General features: G+C 71.0%; 27 protein-coding genes. 17 read left to right on the plus strand and 10 right to left on the minus strand.

Annotation, left to right across the window (positions count from 1 at the left end; translation table 11 throughout):
- Positions 1-7: 7 nt before the first annotated feature.
- Positions 8-532, minus strand: coding sequence for a PadR family transcriptional regulator (locus IAG44_RS29510; RefSeq protein ID WP_187750111.1), 525 nt, complete (start codon positions 530-532; stop codon positions 8-10).
- A gap of 98 nt (positions 533-630) precedes the next feature.
- On the opposite strand from IAG44_RS29510, the gene IAG44_RS29515 reads away from it, so the two are divergent.
- The 3 genes from IAG44_RS29515 to IAG44_RS29525 all read left to right on the plus strand — a co-directional run bounded on the left by IAG44_RS29515 (position 631) and on the right by IAG44_RS29525 (position 5,399).
- Positions 631-1,923, plus strand: a complete 1,293-nt coding sequence (locus tag IAG44_RS29515; protein WP_187750112.1) for an MATE family efflux transporter — start codon at positions 631-633, stop codon at positions 1,921-1,923.
- A 475-nt stretch (positions 1,924-2,398) separates the two neighbouring features.
- A complete protein-coding gene (locus IAG44_RS29520) occupies positions 2,399-3,547 on the plus strand; it encodes a glycosyltransferase family 4 protein (protein ID WP_187750113.1) in 1,149 nt (382 codons plus the stop codon).
- A 220-nt stretch (positions 3,548-3,767) separates the two neighbouring features.
- Positions 3,768-5,399, plus strand: coding sequence for a GMC oxidoreductase (locus IAG44_RS29525; protein WP_484603690.1), 1,632 nt, complete (start codon positions 3,768-3,770; stop codon positions 5,397-5,399).
- Between the two features lie 34 nt (positions 5,400-5,433).
- Here IAG44_RS29525 and IAG44_RS29530 read toward each other — a convergent pair whose 3' ends face one another.
- Complete coding sequence (locus IAG44_RS29530) at positions 5,434-7,230, minus strand: AMP-dependent synthetase/ligase (protein ID WP_187750114.1); 1,797 nt, start codon at positions 7,228-7,230, stop codon at positions 5,434-5,436.
- Positions 7,231-7,487: 257 nt separating this feature from the next.
- On the opposite strand from IAG44_RS29530, the gene IAG44_RS29535 reads away from it, so the two are divergent.
- The 6 genes from IAG44_RS29535 to IAG44_RS29560 all read left to right on the plus strand — a co-directional run bounded on the left by IAG44_RS29535 (position 7,488) and on the right by IAG44_RS29560 (position 12,398).
- The gene (locus tag IAG44_RS29535; protein WP_187750115.1) at positions 7,488-8,264 is read left to right on the plus strand and encodes a metallophosphoesterase family protein; all 777 of its coding nucleotides are present in this window, start codon (positions 7,488-7,490) and stop codon (positions 8,262-8,264) included.
- A 107-nt stretch (positions 8,265-8,371) separates the two neighbouring features.
- The gene (locus IAG44_RS29540; RefSeq protein ID WP_187750116.1) at positions 8,372-8,806 is read left to right on the plus strand and encodes an SRPBCC family protein; all 435 of its coding nucleotides are present in this window, start codon (positions 8,372-8,374) and stop codon (positions 8,804-8,806) included.
- A 43-nt stretch (positions 8,807-8,849) separates the two neighbouring features.
- Positions 8,850-9,992: an ArsA family ATPase gene (locus tag IAG44_RS29545; RefSeq protein ID WP_187750117.1), complete on the plus strand. Its 1,143-nt coding sequence runs from the start codon at positions 8,850-8,852 to the stop codon at positions 9,990-9,992.
- Positions 9,993-10,045: 53 nt separating this feature from the next.
- Positions 10,046-10,501: a DUF5304 domain-containing protein gene (locus IAG44_RS29550; protein WP_187750118.1), complete on the plus strand. Its 456-nt coding sequence runs from the start codon at positions 10,046-10,048 to the stop codon at positions 10,499-10,501.
- A 79-nt stretch (positions 10,502-10,580) separates the two neighbouring features.
- On the plus strand, positions 10,581-11,534 hold the full coding sequence (locus IAG44_RS29555) for an ROK family glucokinase (RefSeq protein ID WP_187750119.1): 954 nt from the start codon (positions 10,581-10,583) through the stop codon (positions 11,532-11,534).
- 150 nt (positions 11,535-11,684) lie between these two features.
- Complete coding sequence (locus IAG44_RS29560; protein WP_187750120.1) at positions 11,685-12,398, plus strand: endonuclease/exonuclease/phosphatase family protein; 714 nt, start codon at positions 11,685-11,687, stop codon at positions 12,396-12,398.
- Between the two features lie 28 nt (positions 12,399-12,426).
- Here IAG44_RS29560 and IAG44_RS29565 read toward each other — a convergent pair whose 3' ends face one another.
- The gene (locus IAG44_RS29565; RefSeq protein ID WP_187750121.1) at positions 12,427-13,029 is read right to left on the minus strand and encodes a hypothetical protein; all 603 of its coding nucleotides are present in this window, start codon (positions 13,027-13,029) and stop codon (positions 12,427-12,429) included.
- Positions 13,022-13,807 (minus strand): alpha/beta hydrolase, encoded by a 786-nt coding sequence (locus IAG44_RS29570; protein WP_187750122.1) that lies wholly within the window; start codon positions 13,805-13,807, stop codon positions 13,022-13,024. The genes IAG44_RS29565 and IAG44_RS29570 overlap by 8 nt, the downstream gene beginning before the upstream one ends.
- A 143-nt stretch (positions 13,808-13,950) precedes the next feature.
- Between IAG44_RS29570 and IAG44_RS29575 the strand changes: the two genes are divergently transcribed.
- From IAG44_RS29575 to IAG44_RS29590, 4 genes are read left to right on the plus strand one after another with little or no spacing between them, the layout of a single operon-like run.
- Positions 13,951-14,676: a lysophospholipid acyltransferase family protein gene (locus tag IAG44_RS29575; protein WP_187750123.1), complete on the plus strand. Its 726-nt coding sequence runs from the start codon at positions 13,951-13,953 to the stop codon at positions 14,674-14,676.
- Between the two features lie 29 nt (positions 14,677-14,705).
- A complete protein-coding gene (macS, locus tag IAG44_RS29580) occupies positions 14,706-15,908 on the plus strand; it encodes a MacS family sensor histidine kinase (protein ID WP_187750124.1) in 1,203 nt (400 codons plus the stop codon).
- The gene (locus tag IAG44_RS29585) at positions 15,905-16,573 is read left to right on the plus strand and encodes a response regulator (protein WP_246562170.1); all 669 of its coding nucleotides are present in this window, start codon (positions 15,905-15,907) and stop codon (positions 16,571-16,573) included. The genes macS and IAG44_RS29585 overlap by 4 nt, the downstream gene beginning before the upstream one ends.
- 53 nt (positions 16,574-16,626) lie before the next feature.
- Positions 16,627-17,655 carry a 6-phosphofructokinase gene (locus IAG44_RS29590; RefSeq protein ID WP_187750125.1) on the plus strand — a complete coding sequence of 343 codons (1,029 nt, stop codon included), beginning with the start codon at positions 16,627-16,629 and terminating at the stop codon, positions 17,653-17,655.
- On the opposite strand, the gene IAG44_RS29595 is transcribed toward IAG44_RS29590, so the two are convergent.
- Together IAG44_RS29595 and IAG44_RS44820 are read right to left on the minus strand one after the other, a co-directional pair.
- Positions 17,652-19,496 carry an anthranilate synthase family protein gene (locus IAG44_RS29595; RefSeq protein ID WP_187750126.1) on the minus strand — a complete coding sequence of 615 codons (1,845 nt, stop codon included), beginning with the start codon at positions 19,494-19,496 and terminating at the stop codon, positions 17,652-17,654. The two genes, IAG44_RS29590 and IAG44_RS29595, sit on opposite strands and share 4 nt — an antisense overlap.
- 94 nt (positions 19,497-19,590) lie before the next feature.
- Positions 19,591-19,647 (minus strand): trp operon leader peptide, encoded by a 57-nt coding sequence (locus IAG44_RS44820; RefSeq protein ID WP_187752905.1) that lies wholly within the window; start codon positions 19,645-19,647, stop codon positions 19,591-19,593.
- Positions 19,648-19,729: 82 nt separating this feature from the next.
- Here IAG44_RS44820 and IAG44_RS29605 point away from each other — a divergent pair, with 82 nt between their 5' ends.
- Together IAG44_RS29605 and IAG44_RS29610 are read left to right on the plus strand one after the other, a co-directional pair.
- Positions 19,730-21,085, plus strand: coding sequence for a class II 3-deoxy-7-phosphoheptulonate synthase (locus tag IAG44_RS29605; RefSeq protein ID WP_187750127.1), 1,356 nt, complete (start codon positions 19,730-19,732; stop codon positions 21,083-21,085).
- A gap of 122 nt (positions 21,086-21,207) precedes the next feature.
- Positions 21,208-21,438: a (2Fe-2S)-binding protein gene (locus IAG44_RS29610; protein ID WP_187750128.1), complete on the plus strand. Its 231-nt coding sequence runs from the start codon at positions 21,208-21,210 to the stop codon at positions 21,436-21,438.
- A gap of 8 nt (positions 21,439-21,446) precedes the next feature.
- Here the strand turns inward: IAG44_RS29610 and bfr are convergent, their stop codons facing one another.
- Entirely contained in the window at positions 21,447-21,926 is a 480-nt protein-coding gene (bfr, locus tag IAG44_RS29615; protein ID WP_187750129.1) for a bacterioferritin, read from the minus strand.
- 174 nt (positions 21,927-22,100) lie between these two features.
- Here bfr and IAG44_RS29620 point away from each other — a divergent pair, with 174 nt between their 5' ends.
- The gene (locus tag IAG44_RS29620) at positions 22,101-22,733 is read left to right on the plus strand and encodes a sulfite oxidase-like oxidoreductase (RefSeq protein ID WP_187750130.1); all 633 of its coding nucleotides are present in this window, start codon (positions 22,101-22,103) and stop codon (positions 22,731-22,733) included.
- Positions 22,734-22,761: 28 nt separating this feature from the next.
- On the opposite strand, the gene IAG44_RS29625 is transcribed toward IAG44_RS29620, so the two are convergent.
- Complete coding sequence (locus IAG44_RS29625) at positions 22,762-23,241, minus strand: DUF4396 domain-containing protein (RefSeq protein WP_187750131.1); 480 nt, start codon at positions 23,239-23,241, stop codon at positions 22,762-22,764.
- Positions 23,242-23,371: 130 nt separating this feature from the next.
- On the opposite strand from IAG44_RS29625, the gene IAG44_RS29630 reads away from it, so the two are divergent.
- Entirely contained in the window at positions 23,372-23,542 is a 171-nt protein-coding gene (locus IAG44_RS29630) for a hypothetical protein (protein ID WP_187750132.1), read from the plus strand.
- A gap of 13 nt (positions 23,543-23,555) precedes the next feature.
- Here the strand turns inward: IAG44_RS29630 and IAG44_RS29635 are convergent, their stop codons facing one another.
- Together IAG44_RS29635 and pknB are read right to left on the minus strand one after the other, a co-directional pair.
- Positions 23,556-24,422, minus strand: coding sequence for a deoxyribonuclease IV (locus IAG44_RS29635; RefSeq protein ID WP_187750133.1), 867 nt, complete (start codon positions 24,420-24,422; stop codon positions 23,556-23,558).
- 35 nt (positions 24,423-24,457) lie between these two features.
- The gene (gene pknB / locus IAG44_RS29640; protein WP_187750134.1) at positions 24,458-26,371 is read right to left on the minus strand and encodes a Stk1 family PASTA domain-containing Ser/Thr kinase; all 1,914 of its coding nucleotides are present in this window, start codon (positions 26,369-26,371) and stop codon (positions 24,458-24,460) included.
- Positions 26,372-26,754 lie beyond the last annotated feature (383 nt).

Raw genomic sequence — 26,754 nt, forward strand, 5'->3', positions numbered from 1 at the left:
GGGAGGTTCACCCCTCCAGTTCCGCCAGTGCCTCCCGCAGCCAACCCCGTTCCGCCTCCCCCGTCGCCCGTGCCACCCGTAGCATCCCCGCCCGGAACAGGTCCCCGCTGTCCTCGGCCCGTACGGGCACCTCGCCCTCGTAGAAGAAGCTGCTCGGTGTCTCCAGGAAGTCCAGCCGGCGACGCAGGACCGCCGCCTGTTCCCGGGGGTCCGGCAGGTGTCGCAGGAACGCCAGCAGTGTGTTGAAGCGGACGCCGTCGGAGATCTCCACGTCCTTGGGGCGCCGCAGCCGTTCCGTCAGCGCAGCCCGGCCGGTGGCGGTGAGGGACAGCACCCGGCGCGGTGCCGCACTCACGCCGTCCTCGGTCCGCTGGTCGAGTTTCCCGGCGGCGACGAGGCGGTTGATCGCGGGGTAGAGGGCGCCGTCGCTGACGGGCCGGACGTGTCCGCTCAGCGCTCGGATGCGTTCCTTCAACTCGTAGCCGTGCAGCGGCTGTTCGGCGAGGAATCCGAGGATCGACAGCTCCAGCATGGCGCTCCCTTGTGAACGGCGACGCGCTCATGCTACCTCTAAACGAGCTATCTCTAATCGAGGTAGATCTGAAGGGCGGCCCCGTACAGAGGAGACCCGTGACCACCCACCGCGCCCAGCTCATCACCCTCGCCCGCCCCCTCTACCTCTCCCTCCTCGCCTCCGTCCTCTCCGGCCTCGTCAACACCCTCTGGGTCGCCCCGCTCGGCCCCTCCGCCGTCGCCGCCGTCGCGGTCGCGACGACCACCGAGAACGTGCTGCTCGGCGTCGCCCTCGTCTTCTCGTCCGGGACGACGGTGCTGCTCGCGCGGGCGAGAGGCGAGCGGGATCCGGTGGCCGCCGGGGCGGCCGTCCGTGGGGGATGGGTGCTGTTCGCCCTGGTCACGCCCGTGGTCGCCGGGGGCGGGTATCTCCTCCGGGAGCCGCTGGCCCGGCTGCTGACGGGCGGTGAGGCGCCGCTCGTCGCCCAGTACTTCGCGGTGTCCCTGCCGGGGCTGGCCGTCTTCTACGCGCAGAACCTCGTCGACGGCGTCCTCAAGGGGACGGGCGACACCAAGACCCCGATGCGGCTGGCGCTCCTCACCAACGGGCTGATCCTCGTGGCGGATCCGGTACTGATCGGCGCGTACGGGGTGCGGGGCGCCGCCGTCTCGACCGTGCTGTGCCGGTGCGTGGCCCTGGGGGCCGGGGTGGCCGTCCTGCGGCGTCGCGGGGTCCCCACCGGGAAAGGGACCCCCGACGCGGCCCGGCGCGTGCTGGCCGTCGGACTGCCGATGGCCCTCGACTTCACCGTCCGCCAGGGCGGCGGGCTCGTGCTCGTCGCGATCGTCGCGCGGATCGGGGTGACGGCGGTGGCTGCGTACGGGATCGCGTACAAGGTGCTCTACCTCGCGACGATGGCCTTCTACGCCGTCCGCCAGGCCGCGGTCATCCACACCGCGTACACGGGCGGCGAGACCCGGACGATCGCGCGAGCCGCCGCGGGCCTCGCGGCAGGCGTGGGCATCGTGGCCGCCGGGGTGTTCGCCGCGGGCGCGCCCTGGATCATGGCCGCGTTCGGAGCGGGCGACGACGTCACGGCGGACGGGGTCCTGTTCCTGCGCTGCGTCGGGCCGTACCTCGTCCTGATGGGCGCAGTGATCGCCCTGGGCGGGGTGTTCGAGGGCAGCGGGGGAGGGGTGGCGGGGGTGACCGTGGCCGGGACGGCGGTACAACTGCCGCTGGCGTACGGGCTGTCGGGGTTCGGGCTGGCCGGGGTCTGTGCGGCGATGGCGGTTTCCATGGGGGTGCAGGGAGCGGCGCTGGTCAGGAAGGGGTGGTCGAGCGGGTCGGCCGGGGCGGGGATCTGGGGCGGGCGGAGGTGGAGCGCCGTGGGCGGGCGCAGGGGGTGACGGCGGTGAGGGGGAGGGCGTTGCGGGTGAGCAGAAGGGCGGCGCGGACAGCGACTCAGCCCCCGTCCCCCGGTCGCGCTGGAACCCCGCGAACGCCCCCGGCGTCATCAGCGCGAGCCCGGCCGCGAGGACGGCCACCGTCGCCGCTGGCCGGCAGGAGGGCTGGTCACACCTTCAGCAGCACGCCCGTCGGACGGGGACACCGGGCGCCGGCGACGGCGGTCACCGTCACCTCGTTCCGCGCGTAGGCCGTCGGCCCCAGTAACGGCACCCCCACGACCACACCCACGCCCCACGCCGAGCAGCAGCACCAGCGTGGCGAGGTCGGGGACGGGGCGGGCGCGGGTCTTCGTGGCCCTCTCCCCGCGCGGGCCCCGCCGCGTGCCTCCGCCTCCTCGCACCCCCGCCCCTGCCTGCGGCGTTCCCCCCCGCCCCTTACACCCCCCACCCCGCCCGTCCGTTACAGTCGGCCGGGATGGACAAGACCCTCATTGTGACCAACGACTTTCCGCCCCGCCCCGGCGGTATCCAGGCGTTCCTGCACAACATGGCGTTGCGGCTCGACCCGGCGAGCCTTGTCGTCTACGCGTCCACCTGGAAGCGCACGCGTGAGGGGGTCGAGGCGACGGCGGCGTTCGACGCCGAGCAGCCCTTCACGGTCGTCAGGGACCGGACGACGATGTTGTTGCCGACGCCGGGGGCTACTCGGCGGGCGGTGTCGTTGTTGAGGGAGCACGGGTGTACGTCGGTGTGGTTCGGGGCGGCGGCGCCGTTGGGGCTGATGGCGCCGGCGTTGCGGAGGGCCGGGGCGCGGAGGCTGGTCGCGACGACTCATGGGCATGAGGCGGGGTGGGCCCAGCTTCCGGCGGCGCGGAGTCTGTTGCGGCGGATCGGTGAATCGACGGACACGCTCACGTATTTGGGGGAGTACACGCGTTCTCGTATCGCCGGTGCGCTGACGCCCGAGGCTGCCGCGAGGATGGTCCAGCTTCCGCCGGGTGTCGACGAGAAGACGTTCCACCCGGGGTCGGGCGGCGCGGAGGTCCGTGCGCGGCTGGGGCTCACGGACCGCCCGGTGGTGGTGTGCGTGTCGCGGCTGGTCCCGCGCAAGGGCCAGGACACGCTGATCCGCGCGATGCCGAGGATCCTGCGGGCCGAGCCGGACGCCGTCCTGCTGATCGTCGGCGGCGGCCCCTACGCGGACGACCTGCGCAAGCTCGCGGCGGAGACCGGCGTCGCGGACGCCGTCCGCTTCACCGGCGCCGTCCCCTGGGGCGAACTCCCCGCCCACTACGGCGCCGGCGATGTCTTCGCGATGCCCTGCCGGACGAGGCGCGGCGGCCTGGACGTCGAGGGCCTGGGCATCGTCTACCTGGAGGCGTCGGCGACGGGGCTGCCGGTGGTGGCGGGCGACTCGGGCGGCGCGCCGGACGCCGTCCTGGACGGCGAGACCGGCTGGGTCGTGCGCGGCGAGTCGGTGGAGGAGACGGCCGAGCGGATCGTGGTGCTGCTGGGCGACGCGGACCTGAGGAGACGGATGGGGGAGCGGGGACGCCGTTGGGTGGAGGAAAAATGGCGCTGGGACCTCTTGGCGGAAACTTTGAGATCCACCCTGCGCGCATAGGACCTACCCCCTAGGGCCTGTCGTCAAATTCCCGTCTGCCGGGCGGGGTCTGGCACGCGCATCTGCGGCGTTGTCGTCGGTTGCCGACGCTCCGCGTCGCCGCCCTCCTCCGCCTTGCAGCTGCACGCACCAGACCCCGCCCGGCCCGCCCTGCGGGCGGACGACGGGAATTTGACGACAGGCCCTAGCCGGAACCCGGGCCTCCGCCCATGCTCCGCATATGACAGGAAATCTGACGCAACGTCAGCTCAGTAGACGCCAGATCCTCGGCATGGCCGCCCTCCAGACGGCCGCCACTCTCGGTCTCACCCGGATCTCCCTCGCGTCGGCCCACGCCGAAGAGCCCGAGCCCGTCGACAACTCCCCGGCGATCGTGGTCGGTTCGGGCTACGGCGGAGCGGTCGCCGCCCTCAGGCTCGCCCAGGCCGGCATCCGCACCCTCGTCCTCGAAATGGGCCGCGCCTGGAACACGGCCGGCCCCGACGGCAAGGTCTTCTGCACCACCGCGAGCCCCGACAAGCGGTCCATGTGGTTCCGCGCCCGCACCGAGGCCCCCCTCGCCTCGTTCCTGTGGCTGGACGTGGTGAACAGGGACATCACCCCCTACCCCGGCGTCCTGGACCGCGTGCGGTTCGCGAACATGTCGGTGTACGTGGGCAGAGGAGTCGGCGGCGGCTCCCTGGTCAACGGCTCGATGGCCGTCACCCCCCTCCGCTCCTACTTCGCCGAGCAGTTCCCGACGGTCGACGCGACGGAGATGTACGGCACCTACTTCCCGCGCGCCCGCGCGATGCTCGGCGTCAACTCCATCGACCCGGCGTGGTTCGAGTCGACGGACTGGTACCGGTTCACCCGCACCGCGCGCAAGGCCGCCCAACGAACGGGCCTGCGGACGACGTTCGTCCCCAGCGTCTACGACTTCGCGTACATGCGGAAGGAGGCGGCGGGCACGGTGCCGAGGTCGGCGCTGGGCCAGGAAGTCATCTACGGCAACAACCACGGCAAGCGCAGCCTCGACAAGACCTACCTCGCCGCGGCGCTCGGCACCGGCAACGTCACCCTCCACACCATGGAGAAGGTCACCGCCATCAGCCGCGCGAGCGACGGGAGTTGGGTCCTGGAGACCGGCCGCCTCGACGACACCGGCACGGTCGTCGAGACGAAACAGTACGGCTGTGCCTACCTGTTCCTCGGCGGCGGCAGCCTCGGCACCACCGAACTCCTCGTCAGGGCACGCCAGTCGGGCACGCTCCCGGCGCTGGACGCGAGCGTCGGCGCGGGCTGGGGACCCAACGGCAACGTCATGCTGGGCCGCGCCAACCACCTGTGGGACACGACCGGCGCCGACCAGTCGACGATGCCGGTCATGGGCATCGACGACTGGGCCAACCCCGACAACCCCGTCTTCGCCGAAATGGCCCCGCTGCCCACGGGGTTGGAGAACTGGGTGAGCCTCTACCTGGCCATCACCAAGAACCCCGAACGCGCGACGCTCTCGTACGACAACGGTTCGCTGAGCCTGAGTTGGAGCGCCGCCCAGAGCGCGGTCTCCGTCGCGATGGCGAAGAAGCTGTTCGACCGGATCAACGCGGCCAACTCGACGATCTACCGCTACGACCTGTTCGGCACGCCCAGCAAGGTCTTCGCCGACGACTTCTGCTACCACCCGCTGGGCGGCTGCGTGTTGGGGAAGGCGACCGACGACTACGGGAGGGTGAAGGGGTATTCACGGCTGTACGTCACTGACAGCTCGCTCGTGCCCGGCAACATCGGCGTGAACCCGTTCGTCACGATCACCGCGCTCGCGGAGAGAACGATGGCGCGGGTCCTCGTGGAGGACACCGCGCCATGAACCGCCGCGCCATGAACGGCCCTGAAAAACAGGGCTACTTCGCGTACAGGGCCTCGATCTCGCCCGCGTAGTCCTTCGCCACCACGTTCCGCTTGAGCTTCAGCGACGGGGTGAGGTGGCCCGAGTCCTCCGTGAACTGGGAGGAGAGAATGCGGAACTTCCGCACCGATTCCGCTTTCGACACCGCGGCGTTGCCGTCGTCGACCGCCGTCTGGATCGCCGCGAGCAGATCCGGGTCGTCGCGCAGCGACGCCGCTGTGGCGTCCGCGGGCTTGCCGTGCTCGGCGGCCCAGCGGCCCAGGAACTCGTCGTCGATGGTGACGAGCGCGGCCACGAACGGCCGGCCGTCGCCGACGACCATGCACTCGGCGACCAGCGCGTGCGCGCGGATGCGGTCCTCGATCACCGCCGGGGCGACGTTCTTGCCGCCCGCGGTGACGATGATCTCCTTCTTGCGGCCGGTGATGGAGAGGTAGCCGTCCTCGTCGAGGGTGCCGATGTCCCCGGTGTGGAACCAGTTGTCGGCCAGCGCCTCAGCCGTCGCCGCCGGGTTGTTCCAGTACTCCTTGAACAGGTGCTCGCCGTGCAGCAGCACCTCGCCGTCGTCCGCGATCCTGACCACCGAGCCGGGCAGCGGCTGGCCGACCGTGCCGATCTTCTGCCGGTCCCAGGGGTTGAACGCCGTCGCCGCACAGGACTCGGTCAGGCCGTAGCCCTCCAGGACCGTGAAGCCGATGCCCCGGAAGAAGTGGCCGAGCCGTTCGCCGAGCGGGGCCCCGCCGGAGATCGCGTACTCGCCCCGGCCGCCGAGGACCGCGCGCAGCTTGCTGTAGACGAGCTTGTCGAAGACCTTGTGCTTGATCTTCAGCCCGAGCGACGGCCCCGACGGCAGGTCGAGGGCCTTGCTGTAGGCGATCGCCGTGTCGGCGGCCTTGTCGAAGATCGCGCCCTTGCCGTCGGCCTGCGCCTTCGCGCGCGCCGAGTTGTAGACCTTCTCGAAGACGCGCGGCACGCCCAGGATCAGCGTCGGCCGGAACGACGCCAGCTCGTCCGTGAGGTTCTTGATGTCCGGCAGGTTGCCCAGCTTGATCGGCGCCATCATCGGCGCGATCTGCACGAGCCGCCCGAAGACGTGCGCCAGCGGCAGGAACAGCAGCACACTGCACTCACCGGTACGGAACAGCGGGCGCAGCCGCTCGACGACGTTGCCGCACTCCGCGAAGAAACTGCGGTGCGTGAGGACACAGCCCTTGGGGCGGCCCGTGGTACCCGAGGTGTAGACGATCGTCGCCGGGTCGTCCGCCTTCGCCCGCGCGCTGCGCTCGTCGACCGTCGCGTCCGGCACGTCCGCGCCGAGCCGGCCCAGCTCCTCGACGCCCCCGGCCTCGATCTGCCACACGTGCTTGAGCGCCGGCAGCTCCGCGCGCACCGACTCGACGGCGGCGGCGTGCGTGTCCAGCTCGACGACGCAGGCCGTCGCGCCCGAGTCGGAGAGGATCCAGCCGATCTGCTCCGGCGAGCTGGTCTCGTACACCGGCACCGTGACCGCGCCCGCGCTCCAGATCGCGAAGTCGAGCAGCGTCCACTCGTACCGCGTGCGCGACATCAGCCCCACCCGGTCGCCCGGCTCCACCCCGGCGGCGATCAGACCCTTCGCGGCGGCGTGCACCTCGGCCAGGAACTCCGTCGCCGTCACGTCCTGCCAGGCGCCGCCCGACTTGCGGGCGATCACGGCGACGTCCGGGTGCTGCGCGGCGTTTCTGCGGACGATGTCGGTCAGGTTCCCGTCGGCGGGAACCTCGTACAAAGCCGGAAGGCTGAACTCGCGCAAGACTGCTGCTCCTCATAGGGCGCCGGCGCCACGACGTCGTGCGATGCGACGGTTACGGTCCATGGGCTCGGTGGACTGCCCGGACGTTACCGGTCGGTATGGCGACTTCGACAGGGGGTCCGGCTGAGATGTTCGCTGCGTCACACATCTTCGGTAGTGCTCTGCGTACGGTAGTCCACCGACTTACTGACCGGCCAGTAACGCCGGTTATGGACGTCACTGTTCACCCGTCGCGTCCCCGCCTACCCTTGATCGACATGGCATCCACACGTATCCACGTGGTGAGTGACGTCCACGGCAACGCGCACGACCTCGCGCGCGCCGGGGAGGGCGCCGACGCGCTCGTCTGTCTGGGCGACCTGATCCTCTTCCTCGACTACGCCGACCACTCCCGCGGCATCTTCCCCGACCTCTTCGGCGCCGAGAACGCGAGCCGGCTGGTCGCCCTGCGCACCGCCCGCCGCTTCGAGGAGGCCCGCGACCTCGGCCGCCGGCTGTGGAGCCAGGTCGACGGCGACCGCGCGACGGTCATCGAGACGGCCGTGCGCAGGCAGTACGCCGAGCTGTTCGCCGCGTTCCCGACGCCGACGTACGCCACCTACGGGAACGTCGACATGCCCGCGCTCTGGAAGGAGTACGCAGGGTCCGGCACCACCGTCCTCGACGGCGAGGTCGTCGAGATCGGCGGGCGCACGTTCGGGTTCGTCGGCGGGGGGCTGCGCACGCCCATGAACACGCCCTTCGAGATCTCCGACGAGGAGTACGCGGCCAAGATCGAGGCCGTCGGCGCCGTCGACGTCCTGTGCACGCACATTCCGCCGGAGGTGCCGGAGCTGGTGTACGACACCGTCGCGCGCCGCTTCGAGCGGGGCAGCGCCGCCCTCCTCGACGCGATCCGCCGCACCCGGCCCCGCTACTCCCTCTTCGGGCACGTCCACCAGCCCCTCGCCCGCCGCATGCGCGTCGGCGCCACCGAATGCGTCAACGTCGGCCACTTCGCGGGGTCCGGGAGACCCTTCGCCCTGGAGTGGTGAGGGGCGGGAGGCGGTGGGGGTGAGGGGCGTGAAGTCGGCAGGTCATGCGCGCGGTAGCCTTCACGCGCACCCTTCCTTTCCGGTCCGCATCTGGAGGAGCCCCGGCGATGGCGGAACACACCAGTTCGAGCATCACGATTTCGGCGGCACCGGCCGACGTCATGGCGGTCATCGCCGACTTCGCCCGCTACCCGGACTGGACCGGCGAGGTGAAGGAGGCCGAGGTCCTTCAGTCCGACGCGGCCGGCCGCGCCGAGCAGGTCCGGCTCGTCATGGACGCCGGCGCGATCAAGGACGACCAGACCCTCGCGTACACCTGGACCGGCGACAACGAGGTCTCCTGGACGCTGGTCAAGTCCCAGATGCTGCGTTCCCTCGACGGCTCCTACATCCTCAAGTCGGCCGGCCCCTCTTCGACCGAGGTCACCTACCGCCTCACCGTCGACGTCAAGATCCCCATGCTCGGCATGATCAAGCGCAAGGCCGAGAAGGTCATCATCGACCGGGCGCTGGCGGGACTGAAGAAGAGGGTGGAGGGCTAGTAGCCTCCTTCCGGGGAAACCCGACCCGTTAGCGTTCACCCTTATGCGCACCCTCCTCCTCGCCGGGCCCGGCGGTGCCGGTCGTACCACGATCGCCGCCGCCACCGCCCTCTCCGCCTCCCTCGCCGGCACCCGGACCCTCGTCCTCAGTGCTGATCGGGGGGACGGCCTGGGCGCCGCGCTGGGGGTGCCCACCGGGGACAAGCCCGTCGCGGTGAACGAACTCCTCACCGCCTGGCGCCCCGATGCCTCCGCCGGTTTCCGGGAGGACCTGGTCCGCCTCCAGGAGAAGGCGACCACCGCCCTCGACCTCCTCGGCGCCGCCCGGCTCGAAACCGAGGAGATGACGACGCTGCCCGGCGCGGAAGAGCTCAACCTGCTGAGGGCGTTGCGGGACGCCGCGCTGTCCGAGCGGTTCGACCTGATCGTCGTCGACCTGCCCCCGGCGTCGAAGGCGCTCGCCCTCCTCGCCCTCCCCGAGGAACTGCGCCGCTACCTCAGGCGCCTCCTCCCCGCCGAACGGCAGGCCGCCCGCGCCCTGCGCCCCGTGCTGGGGAGGCTCGCCGGGGTGCCGATGCCGGCGGAGTGGCTGTACGAGACGGCGGGCAGGTGGGACGTCGAACTGGCCGCCGTCGAAGCCGTACTGGCCGCCCCGGACACAGCCGTAAGGATCGTCGCCGAACCCGGCCCCGCCGGCGACGACGCCGTACGGGACGTCCGACTGGGGCTCGCGCTGCGCCGGTTGCCCGTGGAGACGCTGATCGCCAACAGGGTCGTCCCGGACGAGGAGGGATGGCTCGCCGGACTCGCCGCGCAGCAGCGCAAGGCGCTGGCGGAGTGGGACGCCGAAACGGTCGCCCACCTCGGCAGGGACCCGCGCGGACTCGACGACCTGCACACCCTCGCCGTCCCCCCGGTCGCACCGCCCGCCCCGTCCGTCGAGTGGCCCGTCACCGAACAGGACGGCGTCTTCACCTGGACGCTGCCCCTGCCCGGCGCCGTCCGCGGCGAGCTGGACCTGATCCGCCGGGGCGACGAACTCGTCGTCACCGTCGGCCCGTTCAAACGCATCGTCGCGCTCCCCTCCGTGCTCAGGCGCTGCACCGTGGAGGGCGCCTCGCTCAGGGACGGCGAGCTGAGGGTCCGGTTCGCGCCGGATCCGCAGTTGTGGCCCCGCGAGCGGTGAAGGACATACCGCCGTTCGGGTACCGTCGTAAGGACGAGCCGTAGGGAGACGTCATGAGCAGCGACGACAGCGAGGCGCGCGAGGCGGTCGACGAGAGGCCGCACGCCACGGACGACGACGCCTGGGCCACCGCCTGCGAAGAGGACCTGGCCGCCGAGAAGGCCCGCCGCCGCGCCCAGTACGGCCCGCCCCCCGGCTCGGCCGGCGAGGAACTGCGCAAACTCTTCGACGCCGTCTCCGACAAACTCTCCGGCCTCCAGTCCCCGCTCCTCGGCGCGGTCGCGGGTCCGGCCGCGCAGCAGGTCGTCCGCCAGGTCGTCCAGCAGGCCAAGTCCGTCGTCGAACCCGTCGTCGAACGCAACCCCGACGTCTTCGACCACCTCGCCGCCGCCGGAAACGAACTCCTCGCCGCCTACCGCTCCGCCGTCCAGAAGCAGGAAGCCCGCTGGACGAAGGACGACGACAAGGACGACGGCACGGGGCCGGGCCAGCGCATCGACGTCGACTGAGGGGTTCACTGTCGGTCGGCCTCACCGCCACCCTCCGGTACGGTGGCCGTAGCGGGGCTCGACCGAAACTGAGGGATTCATGGGACTCACCATCGGCGTCGACATCGGCGGCACGAAGATCGCGGCCGGGGTGGTCGACGAGGAAGGCACCATCCTGTCGACCCACAAGGTGCCGACCCCGGGCACGCCCGAGGGCATCGTGGACGCCATCGCCTCCGCCGTCGAGGGAGCGCGCGCCGGGCACGAGATCGTGGGCGTCGGCATCGGCGCCGCCGGTTACGTCAACCGCCAGCGCTCCACCGTCTACTTCGCGCCCAACATCGACTGGCGCAACGAGCCGCTGAAGGAGAAGGTCGAGCAGCGCACCGGCCTTCCCGTGGTCGTCGAGAACGACGCGAACGCCGCCGCCTGGGGCGAGTACAAGTTCGGCGCGGGCAAGGGCCACCGCAACGTCATCTGCATCACCCTCGGCACCGGCCTCGGCGGCGGCATCATCATCGGCAACAAGCTCCGCCGGGGCCACTTCGGCGTCGCCGCCGAGTTCGGCCACATCCGCATGGTGCCGGACGGCCTCCTGTGCGGCTGCGGCTCCCAGGGCTGCTGGGAGCAGTACGCCTCCGGCCGCGCCCTCGTCCGCTACGCCAAGCAGCGCGCCAACGCGGCCCCCGAGAACGCCGAGATCCTGCTCGGCCTCGGCGACTCCACACCCGACGGCATCGAGGGCAAGCACATCTCGATGGCGGCGAGGCAGGGCGACCCGGTCGCGGTCGACTCCTACCGCGAGCTGGCCCGCTGGGTAGGCGCGGGCCTGGCCGACCTGGCGTCCCTCTTCGACCCGTCGGCGTTCATCATCGGCGGCGGCCTGTCGGACGAGGGCGAACTGGTCCTGGACCCGATCCGCAAATCGTACAAACGCTGGCTGGTGGGCGGCAACTGGCGCCCGGTGGCGGACGTCCTGGCAGCAAGCCTCGGAAACGACGCGGGCTTGGTAGGAGCAGCGGACCTGGCAAGGGAACCAGACCCGATCATGTGAGGCGCGCCCTTCAAGGGGCGTAAGGGGAGCGCTTTTAGGGGCGCGGGGCTGTATCGATGTGCGGCTACCGCCGCGTGGGCGCGACCAACCACACGTGGCGGTACTCGCGGACAACCTCAGCGCCCCTTCGCGTAGGCGTAAATTGACGCCATGCCCCTGCCCCCCACCATCCGCGTACTCACCTACAACATCCGCTCCCTCAGGGACGACCCCCAAGCCCTGGCCCGCATCATCAAGGCGGCCACCCCCGACCTGGTCCTCCTCCAGGAAGCCCCCCGCTTCTTCCGCTGGCGCAAGAAACTGGCCCGCCTGGCAAGGGCCGCGGACCTGGTCGTCCTCACCGGCGGCGGCACCGCGGCGGGCCCGGCGATCCTCTGCTCCCTCCGCACGACAGTGGAACGCACGGAGGACGTCCTCCTCCCTCTGACCACCGGCAACCACCGACGCGGCTTCGCGACGGCGGTCGTCCGCATCGGCAACGCCCGCCTGGGAGTCCTCAGCACCCACCTCTCCCTGGACGAGGAGGAGCGCTACGACCAGACGGCCACCCTCCTCGACCGGCTGGCCGGCCTGGGCGTGGACCACGCCATCGCGGGCGGCGACATCAACGAGACCCCGGACGGCCGCTCGTTCAGGCGGCTCGCGGAGACCTTGCAGGACACCTGGGCCACCGCCCCCTGGGGCACCGAGCACACGTTCCCGGCGACCGCCCCGGACACCAGGATCGACGCCATCTTCACGACGAAGGGCATCGAGGTCCTGACCGCCGGCGTCCCCAGGGACTTCCCCGGCATCACGGAGAACGACCTGAGGGCGGCCACGGACCACCTCCCGGTCCTGGCCACCCTCAGAATCCCCGGCTGACCGGGGTCAACTCCCCGGCCGGCAAGGGTCAGACGACCGCCCCGCGCCCGGGATCGTCGTCCCCCTCCTCGTCCGTCCGCATCCGCATCACCAGCGTCGCGAACCCGCCGAGGAACCCGCCGATCCCGACGGTCGCGAGCCACCACGTCATGTCCCAGCCGAACAGCACCGCGAACAGCAGCAGGACGGGCCCGCCGACGACACCGAGCCAGGCGAACTTCGCGGTGGTATCGGCCTCGGGCAGCGGTGGCGGCTCCGGCGGCACGAAGTGCCCCTCGTCGTCCGGGCCGAGGTCGTCGTCGCTGGGTTCCGCCGGGGTGTAGTCGCGGGGGCCGACGCCGGGCGCGAACGTCACGGAACCGCCGAGCGGCTTGTCGTCGGACGGACCGGAGGGCGTGCCGGGGTCGGCGGCGGCCGGGTCCTTCGGGGCGGGCGGCTTCTCGTCGTCGTTGGTCTGCGCCTCCAGCAGCGCCAGGTCCTCCACCGACTTGAACGGCCGGGCGCCCGGCGGGTCCTTGGGCTCGTCGCCGTACCCGGCGACGATGGCCGCCCAGGCGGCCTCCTCGTCGAACGGGACGTTCTGCTCCTTGGGCTCCGCGTTGTCCTCGCGGTCGGAGTCGTGCTCAGCCACCTGCCGTCGTCCCTTCCTCAGCGACACCCCTGCCAGCTGCGAGCCGGTCGATGAACGCGACGCTCTCCTCGACGACGCGGTCCGCGTCGTGGTCCAACGTCGCGACGTGGTAGCTCTGTTCCAACACGATCTCGCGTACGTCCAACGACGAGATCCGGCTCAGGATCCGCGCGGAGTCCGCCGACGGGACGACATGGTCCTGAGCGCTGCGCATCAGCAGCACCGGCTGTGTCACCCGGGGCAGTTCGCCGTCCAGCTTCCGCAGCGCGTTGCGCAGCGAGTGGGCACAGTGCAGCGGCACCCGGTCGTACCCCAGCTCCTCGACGCCCTCCTTCGCGATGTCGCTCGCGATGCCCGGCGTCGTCCGCACGAGGTGCCGGGCCACCGGGAGGGCGTACGCGGCGAGGCCGTGCACCTTGTTCGCCGGGTTGACGACGACCACGCCGGTGACCGCCGCGCCGTGCTTCGCGGCCAGCCGCAGCGCGAGGGCGCCGCCCATGGACAGGCCCGCTACGAACACCGTCGTGCACCGCTCGCGCAGGGCGTGCAGCTCGCGGTCCAGCTCGGCGTACCAGTCGGGCCAGCCCGTGAGCGCCATGTCCTCCCAGCGCGTGCCGTGGCCCGGCAGGAGCGGCAGCGAGACCGACAGGCCGCGCGCGGCGAGCCGCTTCGCCCAGGGGCGCAGCGACTGGGGGGAACCGGTGAAGCCGTGACAGAGCAGGACGCCGACCTCTCCGCCCTCGTGGCGGAACGGCTCTGCTCCGGGAAGGACCGGCACGGTCGGTCTCCTCTTTTTCAAAGGGCACATGAGCGGGGTGAGGAGTTCACCGTACGCGACCGCACTGACACCGACCAGGCCCGTCGGCCGGTTCCGGCGTCCTGCGGGTTAAGGTCTGTTCGACACAAACAGGAGGCAGTCGGTTGTTGTACGGCGCGATGAAGGTCGCTATCGGGGGACCGCTCAAGGTCACCTTCAGACCCTGGGTGGAGGGCCTGGAGAACATCCCGGAGGACGGCCCCGCGATTCTGGCGAGCAACCACCTCTCGTTCTCCGACTCGTTCTTCCTGCCGGCGGTCCTCGACCGCAAGGTGACGTTCATCGCCAAGGCCGAGTACTTCACCACGCCCGGGGTGAAGGGCCGGCTGACGGCCGCGTTCTTCAAGGGCGTCGGTCAGCTCCCCGTGGACCGCTCCGGCGCGCGCGGCGCGGGTGAGGCCGCGATCAAGAGCGGTATCGAGGTCCTGGAGCGCGGCGAGCTGTTCGGGATCTACCCCGAGGGCACCCGCTCGCCCGACGGCCGCCTCTACCGGGGCAAGCCGGGCGGCCTCGCGCGCGTGGCGCTCGCGACCGGCGCGCCCGTCATCCCCGTCGCGATGATCGACACGGAGAAGATCCAGCCGCCCGGCCAGGTGATGCCCAAGCTGATGCGCCCCGGCATCCGCATCGGCAAGCCCCTCGACTTCAGCCGTTACGACGGCATGGACCAGGACCGCTTCGTCCTGCGCGCCCTCACCGACGAAGTCATGTACGAGATCATGAAGCTCTCCGGCCAGGAGTACGTCGACATCTACGCCACCGCCGCCAAGCGCCAGCTCTCCGAGGCCGCCAAGGCGGAGAAGGCGGCCAAGAAGGAGAAGGCCGAATAGGGTCGGGGTAGGACACGGGGGTGGGGGACATGCCTAAACGAGAACGCGTCATGCGCATGTCGGTCGAGCAGCCGCTCTGGCGTGCGCTCACCGGGTACCGCGTGCTGACCATGCTGTACGCCGTCGGTCTGTTCGTCAGTGGGTACGACGACTTCGACCGGCCGGTCGTCGCGTTCGTCTACTACCCGGTGCTGTGCATATGGACGCTCGTGACCCTCCCCAGGGTCGCGAGCGCCGCGAACTGCACGAAACGGTTCCTCACGGCCGACCTGACCATCGCGGTCGTCGGCATCCTCCTCACCCCCCTCGCGGTCACCAGCGAGCGGATCGACTCCGGCGGACCCACGCTGCCGTCGATATGGACGGCCGGCTCGGTCCTCGCGTTCGCCATCAAGGGCGGCTGGCGCTGGGCCGCCTTCGCCTCGACGCCGGTCGCGGTCGCCAACCTGATCCAGCGGGGCGCGCCCGCCCACGACACCGTCCACAACGTGATCCTCGTCTGGGTCGCCTCCATCGCCATCGGGTACGTCGTCGAGGTCGCCCGCGCCTCCGAGCGCACCCTCGCCCGCGCCCTGGAGATCGAGGCGGCGACCCGCGAGCGCGAGCGGCTGGCGCGGGACATCCACGACAGCGTCCTCCAGGTCCTGGCGATGGTGCAGCGCCGGGGCGCGGTCATCGGCGGTGAGGCCGCCGAGCTGGGCCGCCTCGCCGGCGAGCAGGAGGTCGCGCTGCGCACCCTCGTCTCCGGCGGCCTCACCCCCGTCTCCCGCGTCTCGGAGGACCTGACGCAGGGCGCCGTCGTCCGCGTCGTCGACGAGGACCCGGACGACGACGGCCCCGTGGACCTGCGGACGCTCCTCGCCCGCTACGCCGCCGCCCGCGTCAGCCTCGCCGAGCCCGGCGCGCCGGTCGAGCTGCCCCCGGCCGCCGCCCGTGAACTGGCCGCCGCCGTCGGCGCCGCCCTGGACAACGTCCGCCGGCACGCCGGTGCCGACGCCCAGGCGTGGATCCTGGTCGAGGACGAGCCGGACGAGGTGATCGTCACCGTCCGCGACGACGGCCCCGGCATCCCCGAGGGGCGGCTCGCGCAGGCCGAGGGCGAGGGGCGACTCGGCGTCGCCCAGTCGATCCGGGGCCGCCTGCGCGACCTCGGCGGACGCGCCGAGCTGATCTCGACGCCCGGACAGGGCACCGAAGTGGAGCTGACCGTGCCGAAGAAGGGGAGTCGATGAGCAGCGGCATCAAGGTCATGGTGGTCGACGACCACCCCATGTGGCGCGACGCGGTCGCCCGCGACCTCACCGAGAACGGCTTCGACGTCGTCGCCACCGCCGGGGACGGCGAGCAGGCGGTCCGGCGCGCGAAGGCCGCCGCGCCCGACGTCATCGTCCTCGACCTCAACCTTCCGGCCAAGCCCGGCGTCCAGGTGTGCAAGGAGGTCGTCGCCGCGAACCCCGCCCTGCGGGTCCTCGTGCTGTCGGCGAGCGGGGAGCACGCGGACGTCCTGGAGGCCGTGAAGTCCGGTGCCACCGGCTACCTGCTGAAGTCGGCGTCCACGGAGGAACTGCTGGACGCGGTGCGCCGCACGGCTGTCGGGGATCCGGTGTTCACGCCGGGGCTCGCCGGGCTCGTCCTCGGCGAGTACCGCCGGCTCGCCTCCGACCCGGCGCCCGCCTCCGGCGGCGACCAGCCCGACGCGCCCCGGCTCACCGACCGGGAGACGGAGGTGCTGCGGCTCGTCGCGAAGGGGCTCAGCTACAAGCAGATCGCCGAACGCCTCGTCATATCGCACCGCACGGTCCAGAACCACGTCCAGAACACCCTCGGCAAGCTCCAGCTCCACAACCGCGTCGAACTCGTCCGGTACGCGATCGAGCGGGGTCTCGACGACGAGTGAGGGGCGCGCAAGACTGACACCTCGTCAGGTTGGTATGGCGAAGGGACTCGTCCATGCGCGTCGGAGTACTGACCGGAGGCGGGGACTGCCCCGGCCTCAACGCCGTGATCCGCGCGATCGTCCGCAAGGGCGTCCAGGAGTACGGCCATGAATTCACCGGCTTCCGCGACGGCTGGCGCGGACCGATCGAGGGGCACGCCGTCCCGCTCGACATCCCGGCCGTCCGCGGCATCCTCCCGCGCGGCGGCACCATCCTCGGCTCCTCCCGCACGAACCCCTACCAGGAGGACGCCGGCGTCGAACGCATCAGGGAGACGCTGGCCCGGCAGCGGGTCGACGCCCTGATCGTCATCGGCGGCGAGGACACCCTCGGCGTCGCCGCCCGGCTCTCCGCCGAGGAGGGCGTCCCCTGCGTCGGCGTCCCCAAGACCATCGACAACGACCTCTCCGCGACGGACTACACGTTCGGCTTCGACACGGCCGTCGGCATCGCGACGGAGGCCATCGACCGCCTCCACACCACCGCCGAGTCCCACATGCGGGTCCTGGTCGTCGAGGTCATGGGCCGGCACGCCGGCTGGATCGCCCTGCACTCGGGGCTCGCGGGCGGCGCGAACGCCATCCTCATCCCCGAGCAGCGCTTCGACGTCGAGCAGGTGTGCGCGTGGGTGACCTCCCGGTTCCGCGCCTCCTACGCGCCGATCGTGGTCGTCGCCGAGGGCGCCATGCCCAAGGACGGCGACCTGGTCCTCAAGGACGAGTCCCTGGACTCCTTCGGCCACGTCCGCCTCTCCGGGGTCGGCGAATGGCTGGCCAAACAGATCGAGAAACGCACCGGCAACGAGGCCCGCACCACCGTCCTCGGCCACGTCCAGCGCGGCGGCACCCCGAGCGCCTTCGACCGCTGGCTCGCCACCCGCTTCGGCCTCCACGCCATCGACGCCGTCCACGAGGGCGACCACGGGGTGATGGTCGCCCTCCGGGGCACGGACATCGTCCGCGTACCGCTGGCCGCGGCGACGGAGAAACTGAAGACGGTGGACCCGAAGCTGTACGAGGAGGTCGGCGTCTTCTTCGGTTAGCCGACCGGCCTCAGCGTGCCCAGCAACTCCCGTACGATCTCCGCCCCGTTGAGCGTGAGGACCGACTCCGGATGGAACTGCACCCCCGCGAAGCCAGGGCCCCGCAGGGCGTGCACCTCTCCGTTGTCGGCCCTGCTCACCTCGACGCCCGGCACCTCACGGAACCGCGCGACGAAGCTGTTGTAGAAGCCGACCGTCTCCACCCGCCCGAACAGGTCGATCTCCGTCTGGGCCCCCTGGTAGGGCACCTCCTTGCGCACGATCTCCATCCCCAGCTCGGCGGCGATCAGCTCGTGCCCGAGGCACACGCCGAGCACCCCGTACCGGTGCCCGCGCAGCAACGCGGCGGCCAGCTTCCGCAGGAACCGCATCTTGGGGTCGCCCAGGTCGGAGGGGTCACCGGGTCCGGGGCCGAGCACGACGGGCCCGGGATGCGCGAGCACCACCTCGCGCAGACCGGGCTCGTCGTAGCGGCGGACGCTCACCTCGACACCGTTCGTGCGCAGCACGTGCGCCAGCATCGCGGTGAACGTGTCCTCCCCGTCGACGATCAGGGCGTGTCCGGCCACCGGCGCCGACGGCACCTGCATCCGCAGCCAGAACGGCGCCAGCGACGCCCGCCGCCCGTCCAGCGCGGCCCGCACCCGGGGATCCTCGGCCAGCCGCGGCAGCCCCCGCTCGGACCGCGGCCGGGCCGGACGCACCCCCAGCGCCGCCAGCACCCCCGCCGCCTTCGCATGCGTCTCCGCGACCTCACTGACCGGGTCGGACCCGCGCACCAGGGTCGCGCCCACGGAGACGCGCAGCCGTCCGGCGTCCGAGATGTCGGCCGTCCGGATGAGGATCGGCGAGTCCAGGGTCTGCGCGCCCCCGGCGTCCCGCCCGAGCAGCGCCAGCGCGCCCGCGTAGTACCCGCGCCCCCCGGACTCGTGCCGTTCGATGACCCGGCACGCGTTCTGGACGGGCGAGCCGGTCACGGTCGCCGCGAACATCGTCTCCCTGAGCACGTCACGGACGTCCAGCGAGGACTTCCCGCGCAACTCGTACTCGGTGTGCGCGAGATGGGCCATCTCCCGCAGCCGCGGCCCGATCACCACCCCGCCCATGTCGCCGACCGTGCACATCATCTTCAGCTCCTCGTCGACGACCATCGACAGCTCCTCGATCTCCTTGCCGTCGGCGAGGAAACCGAGCAGGTGCTCGGGTGTCGGCCCCTCGGCGGGATACCGGTACGTCCCGCTGATCGGGTTCATGACGACCGTCCCGCCGGACATCCGCACATGCACCTCCGGCGACGCGCCGACGAGCGTCCGCTCCCCGGTGTGCACGACGAACGTCCAGTACGCGCCCCGCTCTCCGTCGAGGAGACGCCGGAACAGAGCGAGGGCGTCCCTCTTCGAGAACCCCTCGATCTCCCCCTCGTACGTCCGCCGGATCACGAAGTTCGCGCCCTCCCCGCTGCCGATCTCCTCACGCAGGACACGCCCGACGATCTCGGCGTACTCCTCGTCGCCGACGTCGAAGCCGCCGCCGGTGACCCGGACGTCGTGCGCGGGGAGCTGCGCGAGGGCGTCGGCCAGGGTGAGCGTGCGGGTCTCCTCCGGGACGAGGACGGTCAGCGGGGTGCCGTCGTCGCGGACGTCGAAACCGCGCTCGCGGATCTGCCGGAACGGGATCAGGGCGAGCCCGTGGTCGGGCAGGTCGGCGAGCCGGTCGTACGTCCGCGTCGGGCCGATCAGCAGCTCGACGGTGTCGCCGTCGTGGCCCGGCGCGCGGCGGCGCAGGAGCGCGAAGGGGCGGGAGTCGGTCAGGAGGTCCAGGACGTGGTCTGTGCGGGACATGGCGTGGTCTCTCTCGGTTTCTCTGCGGAGAGACGGACCCCTGGAACAACACGAAGGCCGCCTCTCGGGGCGGCCTGTGGGATGTACGCGCAGATCAGCGGGCCGCCGGAGGAGCGGTCCACCACCAGTTCAGATTCGAAGGCGCGAACATGTGGCGCACCCTACATCACGCGGGTGTCTCACGTTTCGAGCCGAGCGAAAACCGGTCGACATGACCCCGTAGTGTGGAGCCCGTGACCGTGAACGCTGATTCCCAAGCCATCGCCGCCCAGGCGACCTGGCGCGACCTGCCCGCGGCGCAGCAGCCCGAGTACCCGGACCCCGAGGCTCTGCGCAAGGTGATCGCGGAGCTGGAGTCGTATCCGCCGCTCGTCTTCGCGGGCGAGTGCGACCAGCTGCGCAACCGGATGGCTGCTGTCGCCAAGGGGGAGGCGTTCCTTCTCCAGGGCGGCGACTGCGCCGAGGCGTTCGACGCCGTGGGCGCCGACCAGATCCGCGCCAAGCTGAAGACGCTGCTCCAGATGGGCGCCGTGCTGACGTACGCCGCCTCGGTGCCGGTCGTGAAGGTCGGCCGCATCGCCGGCCAGTACTCCAAGCCGCGCTCCAAGCCGACCGAGACCCGCGACGGCGTGACCCTGCCGACCTACCGGGGCGACTCGGTCAACGGCTTCGCCTTCACCGAAGAGGCCCGGATCCCGGACCCCGAGCGGCTGAAGCGGATGTACAACGCCTCCGCGTCCACGCTGAACCTGGTGCGCGCCTTCACCACCGGCGGCTACGCCGACCTGCGCCAGGTGCACGCCTGGAACCAGGACTTCGTGAAGTCCTCGCCGTCCGGCCAGCGTTACGAACAGCTCGCGCGCGAGATCGACAACGCCCTGAACTTCATGCGGGCCTGCGGGACCGACCCGGAGGAGTTCAAGACCGTCGAGTTCTACGCCTCCCACGAGGCGCTGCTCCTCGACTACGAGTCCGCGCTGACCCGCGTCGACTCGCGCACGGGCAAGCTGTACGACGTCTCCGGGCACATGGTGTGGATCGGTGAGCGCACCCGGCAGCTGGACCACGCGCACATCGAGTTCGCGTCCAAGATCCGCAACCCGATCGGCATCAAGCTCGGTCCGACGACGACGGCCGAGGAGGCGCTGACCTACGTCGACCGCCTCGACCCCGACCGGGAGCCGGGCCGGCTGACGTTCATCGTCCGCATGGGCGCCGACAAGGTCCGCGACAAGCTCCCCGAGCTGGTCGAGAAGGTCACCGCGTCCGGCGCGGTGGTGGCCTGGGTGACCGACCCGATGCACGGCAACACCTTCGAGGCGGCCTCCGGTCACAAGACCCGGCGCTTCGACGACGTGCTCGACGAGGTCAAGGGCTTCTTCGAGGTCCACAAGGGCCTCGGCACCCACCCGGGCGGCATCCACGTCGAGCTGACCGGTGACGACGTCACCGAGTGCGTGGGCGGCGGCGACGAGATCTTCGTCGACGATCTCCACCAGCGCTACGAGACGGCCTGCGACCCGCGGCTCAACCGCAGCCAGTCGCTGGACCTCGCGTTCCTGGTCGCGGAGATGTACCGCGACCAGTAGAGATCGCTTCATGGGTTGGGGCGCGGATCACATGGGATCCGCGCCCCTTCGCACTTTTGCGGCACCTGAGCGCCGGGTAAGGTTAGGTTCACCTAATCGTTCTCGGCGGGAGGTGAGACCGCATGTTCGTGTGCAGCTGCTTCGGGGTGACCGAGGCGCAGATCCAGCGGCACGCGGACGACGGCGCCTGCACGCCCCGCCAGATAGCCTCCGCCTGCAAGGCCGGCACGGACTGCGGCTCGTGCGTCCGGCGTATTCAGGCGATCCTCGGCCGGGGGGCCTGCAAGTCGGCGGTGACCCGGCTGGAGTCGGTGGACTCCCTTGAGGGTGCCGGTCTGGAAGAGGCCGCCTAGCTTCCCGCTCAGCTCTCCGGCTGTTCGATGAGCTGGGCGATGTAAAGGGCCTCGCCGAGCTTGTCGAGGAGTTCGAGCTGGGTGTCGAGGTAGTCGATGTGGTGCTCCTCGTCCTCCAGGATCGACTCGAAGATGTTCGCCGACGTGATGTCGCCCTTCTCGCGCATCACCTTGATGCCGCGCTTCAGGCGGTCGATCGCCTCGACCTCGATCTGCCGGTCCGCCTCGAACATCTCCTTGACGGTCTGGCCGATCCGGACGTGGAACAGGCGCTGGTAGTTCGGCAGGCCCTCCAGGAAGAGGATCCGGTCGGTCAGCACCTCGGCGTGCTTCATCTCGTCGAACGACTCGTGCCGGGTGTACTTCGCGAGCTTCGTCCAGCCGAAGTTCTCCTGCATCTTCGCGTGCAGGAAGTACTGGTTGATCGCCGTCAGCTCGCCCGTGAGCTGCTCGTTGAGGAATTCGATGACTTCCGGGTCGCCCTGCATCGCCAAGGCTCCTTCCGTACGGGATCCGTGGGGAGATCAAATGGAGGAGGTCGCGGCCGATGATGGCACTGGTCCAGAAGATCGTCCAGTAAGTGCGGGCTTAGTAAGTAAGGGCATGCTTAGTTCGAATTGCCCGATTTTCGGGTTCGTATTCACGTCTGTCAGGATGGAGTCATGGGTCGTCCGGTGGAGCGGGAAACAGGAGAGAGCGCACCGTCCGAGCTTCCGCCGGGGCAGCGACTCCAACGCGGCTGGCCGGTCACGCATTACGGGCCCGTACCCAAGTTCCGTCCCGAACGCTGGGACTTCCGGGTCTTCGGGGCCACCGCCGACGGCGAGAAACACAGCTGGTCCCACGAGGAGTTCGCGGCGCTGCCGTACGCGACCGTCGTCGCAGACCTGCACTGCGTGACCAAATTCAGCATGCTCGGCGCGGAATGGGGCGGTGTCCCGGCGAGCGCGGTCCTCGAACTCGCCCCACCTGCTCCCGGCGTCACCCACGTCATGGTCTGGGCCGAATACGGCTACAGCGCCAACCTCCGCCTCGCCGACTTCACCGGCCCCCACACGCTTTTCGCCAGCCACAAGGACGGTGAACTCCTCACCGCCGAACACGGATTTCCGCTGCGTCTCGTCGTCCCTCACCTGTACGCCTGGAAAGGGCCCAAATGGGTGCGCGGCATCGAGTACATGACCGCCGACCGGCGCGGATTCTGGGAGGAACGGGGTTACCACAACGTCGGCGATCCCTGGCGCGAGCAGCGGTACTCGTACCAGGAGGAGCCGGGGGAGGGGCCGGAGTTGTAAGCCGGCGGTGCCTGTGATGCGGGCGGTGTCAGTGGTGCTGGTGATGCTGATGCACGACGGCGTGCCCCTTGCCCCGGCCGATCATCCACTTGTTCACCGGGACCGTGACGACGAACGCGATCACCAGTGAGATCGCCAGCGACCCCCAGAACAGGACGTCCGCCAGCTCCGCGTCCATCGCGTCCGGCCACAGCGCGATCACCCCGTTGTCGATCAGCTCCATCACCGCGATCGACAGTGTGTCCGCGGCCAGCGCGACCTTCACCGCCGCCTTCAGGCCGAGCCCGCCCTTCATGACACCCCGCAGGGTGAGCGAGTACCCGAAGAAGAACGCCAGCACGATCGCGAGCACGGTGGTGGGGACGTTGCCCCACCCCGCCGCCGTGCCGATCACCATGCCCAGCACCTCGCCGATCGCGCATCCGGTGAGGCAGTGCAGGGTCGCCTGGACCGCCGTGGCCCAGGTCGCGGCGGGGATGGGGTGGTGTGTGTGCGCTTCGTGCTCCATCGGGACTCCCGGGGCGGGGGCGGGGTTGCGTCGGACGGGAACGCTATACCCGGGTGGGGTATTCCCGTCCGGGTGCGGGCAGCCGATACGCTCATAGCCGGTTACTACGACAACCTACGCAGGGGTCTTGATGGTCGTCCTCAACGTGGTCTTCTCGGAGGCCGCGGCGCGCGTCCGTGACGGCCTGTCGCCCGAGCGCCGCGAACTGCTCGAACGCGGCTTGCTCCTGCTCGGCAAAGACCCCCGCACCAAGGTCTCGGCCCCGATCGCCGGCGACGTGCTGTTCGAGGACGAGGACTGAGCCGCGGCCCGCGTCAGCCGTCCCGGAGTTTCTTCAGGCGCTCCACGTCTGCCGCGTGGCCCTCCTTGCCGCCGGGGGTTTCGATGATCAGGGGGACGTTCGCGGTGGCGGGGTGGGTCATCAGGGCGCGGAAGGGGTCCTCGCCGATGTGGCCGGAGCCGATGTTCTCGTGGCGGTCCTTGTGGGCGCCGACGACGTCCTTGGAGTCGTTGGCGTGGATCAGCTTGAGACGGCCCTCACCGACCGTGCCGACGAGGAGGTCGAGGGTCTGGTGCATGCCGGACGGGCCGGTGAGGTCGTGGCCCGCGGCGAAGATGTGGCACGTGTCGAGGCAGACGCCGAGCTTGGGATGCGCGTCGAGGGCGTCGAAATAGGGGCCGAAGTCCCAGGTGCGCGAGCACAGCGACGAGCCCTGCCCGGCCGTCGATTCGAGCAGCAGGTACGGGTCGTCGTCATGGGTCAGCTCGTCGAGCAGCGGCAGCATATGCTCCCTGACCTGCGCCAACGCCACCTCCCGCGCCCGGCCCCCGGTCGCGCTGCCGGTGTGGACGACGACCCCGAGCGCCCCGATCTCCCGCCCCCGGCGCAGTGAGTGCCGCAGCGACTCCACCGACTTCTCGACCGTCGCCTCCGTGTGGGAGCCGAAGTTGATCAGGTACGGCGCGTGCACGTACGCCGGCACGTTCCGCTCCGCGCACGCCTCCCGGAACGCCTCGTCCTGCCGGGGATTCCCCACCGGCGTCGCCCACCCACGCGGGTTCGCCACGAAGACCTGCACGGTCTCCGCCTTCAGCTCCTGGGCGTACGAGAGACCCACGGAGTGCAGACCACCGGCCACGGGGACGTGGCCGCCTACGGGGTTACGGGAGGGGAAGTTCACCCTTCCAGGGTGTCACGCACCCCGGGGTGCCCCCCTCACCGGATGGTGATCGTGATCGTCGACCCCTTCGGCGCCGTCTCGCCCGCGTCCACGGACTGGCTCTTGACCGTGTCCCCGAACAGCCCCAGCAGCCCCCGGTCCTCCTCGACCTTGAAGCCGGCCTGCTCCAGCCGGGACTTCGCGTCGTCGACGCTCGACCCGACGACGTCCGGCACCTCGACCATCTCGGGGCCCTTGGACAGCGTCAGCGTGATCGTGTCGCCCTCGGCGGCCTCGCCGCCCGCGCCCGGGGACTGCTCGGCGACCTTCCCCTTGTCCAGCTCGGAGTTGACCTGCGTGGAGGAGATCGCGACCTTCAGCCCGGCCTCCTCCAGCTCGGCCGTCGCCGCGTCGAGGTCGTCCCCGGTGACGTCCGGGACCTCGACGGCCGCGCCCTTGCTGACGACGAGCGCGACGGCCGACCCGGCCCGCCGCGAGGTGCCGACCGCGGGCGCCGTCCGGATCACCGTCCCCTTGGCGACGGAGTCGTTGAACTCGCTGGTCACCAGCCCCGGTTCGAGGCCGGCGGCGGTGAGCCGGCCGGTCGCCTCGGCCTGGGACACACCCGTCACGTCCGGCACCCGCACGGTCTGCGGCCCGTCGGAGACGGTCAGCGTCACCGAGTCGTTCTTGCGGATCCGCGCGCCCGGCCCGGGGTCGGTGCTGATGACCGTCCCGCGCTTCACGGTGTCGCTGTACGCGTGCTTCACCGACCCGACGGCCAGCCCCGCGTCGTCCAGCCGCTCCTTCGCGACCGCCTCGGTCTGCGTGAGGACCGCCGGGACGTTCGTGAACTGCCCCGAGTTGATGTACCAGACGCCCGCGCCGACCCCCAGCGCCAGCAGCACACCGGCCACCAGCGCGACGACACCCCGCCGACGCCGTACCGAGTGCCGGCGCGGCGGGGGAGGGGGCGTCTCGAACCGGGACGTGTGCTGGACGTCGTCCTCGTTGACCGGCAGCGGTCTCGGCACCGTCAGCGACCTCGGGATGACGCTGGTGCGGTCGCCCGCGATGTCGTGCTCGGACGCCGTCGACTGCGGCGGCACCGCGTCCAGCTGCTCCTCGCTCAGCCCCGCGCGCGCCGTGCGCACGAGGCCCAGCAGCTCCACCGCGTCGTTCGGACGGACGTCCGGCGTGCGCGCCGTCGCCGACGCGACCAGCTCGTCCAGCTCGTACGCGAGGCCCGGGACGGCCGCCGACGGGGGCGGGACGTCCTCGTGCAGGTGCTTGTAGAGCACGATCGCCGCGGTCTCGCCCTCGTGCGGCTGCGCGCCCGTCAGCATCTCGTACAGCACGACCCCGCACGCGTACACGTCCACGCGCGCGTCCGCCGTGCCCTTCTCCGTCTGCTCCGGCGCCAGGTACGCGACCGTCCCGAGCACGTTCCCACTGCTCTCGGTGACCGTCCCCACGGACCTCACCAGGCCGAAGTCCGCGACCTTGACCCGGCCGTCGTCCCCTATCAGCACGTTCTCGGGCTTCATGTCCCGGTGCACGAACCCCGCGCGGTGCGCCGCCCCCAGCGCCGCGAGCACCGGCTCCAGGATGTCCAGCGCCGCCCGGGGCTGCAGCGCGCCCCGCTCCCGCAGCACGTCCCGCAACGTGCACCCTGCGACGTACTCCATCGCCAGGTACACGTAAGGCCCATCGGCCCCCTGATCGAAAACCTGCACCACATTCGGATGCGCCAGCCGCGCGACCGACTTCGCCTCCCGGATGAACCTGTCCACGAACCCCGCGTCCGCGGCCAGCGCCGGATGCATCACCTTCACCGCCAGCACCCGGTCCAACCGCATGTCCACGGCCCGGTAGACCGTGGCCATACCGCCCACCGCGATCCGCGCATCGACGCGATAACGCCCGTCGAGCACCTGCCCGACGAGAGGGTCCTGAAGGGTCGTATCCACGCCGCCGAGTCTACGAGCCCCCACTGACACCCCGATCCTCCGCACCCGGATCGGTTCGGGGTTGTGACGTGCCACTACGCCGAAACCCCAACCACCCACCGGGAACCACGGCCCGGCGTCCCACAGCGTGGCGGTGCTCACAGACCGGAGCCGACCGGCACCCTGCCGAAGCACCAGCGCCTCGGGGCACCCGGCCGTGTCCCTCAGAGCCACGAGGCCGTACCGGCATGCGCCCACCCCGCGCGCCCGCGGCATGCGACGCCGCCCCACACCCCACAGCCCCCTCAGCCCACCCGAACCCGCCCGGACTGCTCCCACCCGAGCCCGCCCCCGTTCGGACCGCCCCCGTTCGGACCGCCCCCGTTCGGACCGGCCCCGTTCGG

Source organism: Streptomyces roseirectus, assembly GCF_014489635.1.
Taxonomy (GTDB): Bacteria; Actinomycetota; Actinomycetes; order Streptomycetales; family Streptomycetaceae; genus Streptomyces; species Streptomyces roseirectus.

Excerpts from the sequence above, each read along its gene's own strand:
- IAG44_RS29510 (WP_187750111.1), bottom strand. The coding sequence starts at position 532 with ATGCTGGAGCTGTCGATCCTCGGATTCCTCGCCGAACAGCCGCTGCAC.
- IAG44_RS29520 (WP_187750113.1), top strand. The coding sequence starts at position 2,399 with ATGGACAAGACCCTCATTGTGACCAACGACTTTCCGCCCCGCCCCGGC.
- IAG44_RS29525 (WP_484603690.1), top strand. The coding sequence starts at position 3,768 with ATGACAGGAAATCTGACGCAACGTCAGCTCAGTAGACGCCAGATCCTC.
- IAG44_RS29535 (WP_187750115.1), top strand. The coding sequence starts at position 7,488 with ATGGCATCCACACGTATCCACGTGGTGAGTGACGTCCACGGCAACGCG.
- IAG44_RS29540 (WP_187750116.1), top strand. The coding sequence starts at position 8,372 with ATGGCGGAACACACCAGTTCGAGCATCACGATTTCGGCGGCACCGGCC.
- IAG44_RS29545 (WP_187750117.1), top strand. The coding sequence starts at position 8,850 with ATGCGCACCCTCCTCCTCGCCGGGCCCGGCGGTGCCGGTCGTACCACG.
- IAG44_RS29550 (WP_187750118.1), top strand. The coding sequence starts at position 10,046 with ATGAGCAGCGACGACAGCGAGGCGCGCGAGGCGGTCGACGAGAGGCCG.
- IAG44_RS29555 (WP_187750119.1), top strand. The coding sequence starts at position 10,581 with ATGGGACTCACCATCGGCGTCGACATCGGCGGCACGAAGATCGCGGCC.
- IAG44_RS29560 (WP_187750120.1), top strand. The coding sequence starts at position 11,685 with ATGCCCCTGCCCCCCACCATCCGCGTACTCACCTACAACATCCGCTCC.
- macS (WP_187750124.1), top strand. The coding sequence starts at position 14,706 with ATGCCTAAACGAGAACGCGTCATGCGCATGTCGGTCGAGCAGCCGCTC.
- IAG44_RS29585 (WP_246562170.1), top strand. The coding sequence starts at position 15,905 with ATGAGCAGCGGCATCAAGGTCATGGTGGTCGACGACCACCCCATGTGG.
- IAG44_RS29590 (WP_187750125.1), top strand. The coding sequence starts at position 16,627 with ATGCGCGTCGGAGTACTGACCGGAGGCGGGGACTGCCCCGGCCTCAAC.
- IAG44_RS29595 (WP_187750126.1), bottom strand. The coding sequence starts at position 19,496 with ATGTCCCGCACAGACCACGTCCTGGACCTCCTGACCGACTCCCGCCCC.
- IAG44_RS29610 (WP_187750128.1), top strand. The coding sequence starts at position 21,208 with ATGTTCGTGTGCAGCTGCTTCGGGGTGACCGAGGCGCAGATCCAGCGG.
- bfr (WP_187750129.1), bottom strand. The coding sequence starts at position 21,926 with ATGCAGGGCGACCCGGAAGTCATCGAATTCCTCAACGAGCAGCTCACG.
- IAG44_RS29620 (WP_187750130.1), top strand. The coding sequence starts at position 22,101 with ATGGGTCGTCCGGTGGAGCGGGAAACAGGAGAGAGCGCACCGTCCGAG.
- IAG44_RS29625 (WP_187750131.1), bottom strand. The coding sequence starts at position 23,241 with ATGGAGCACGAAGCGCACACACACCACCCCATCCCCGCCGCGACCTGG.
- IAG44_RS29630 (WP_187750132.1), top strand. The coding sequence starts at position 23,372 with ATGGTCGTCCTCAACGTGGTCTTCTCGGAGGCCGCGGCGCGCGTCCGT.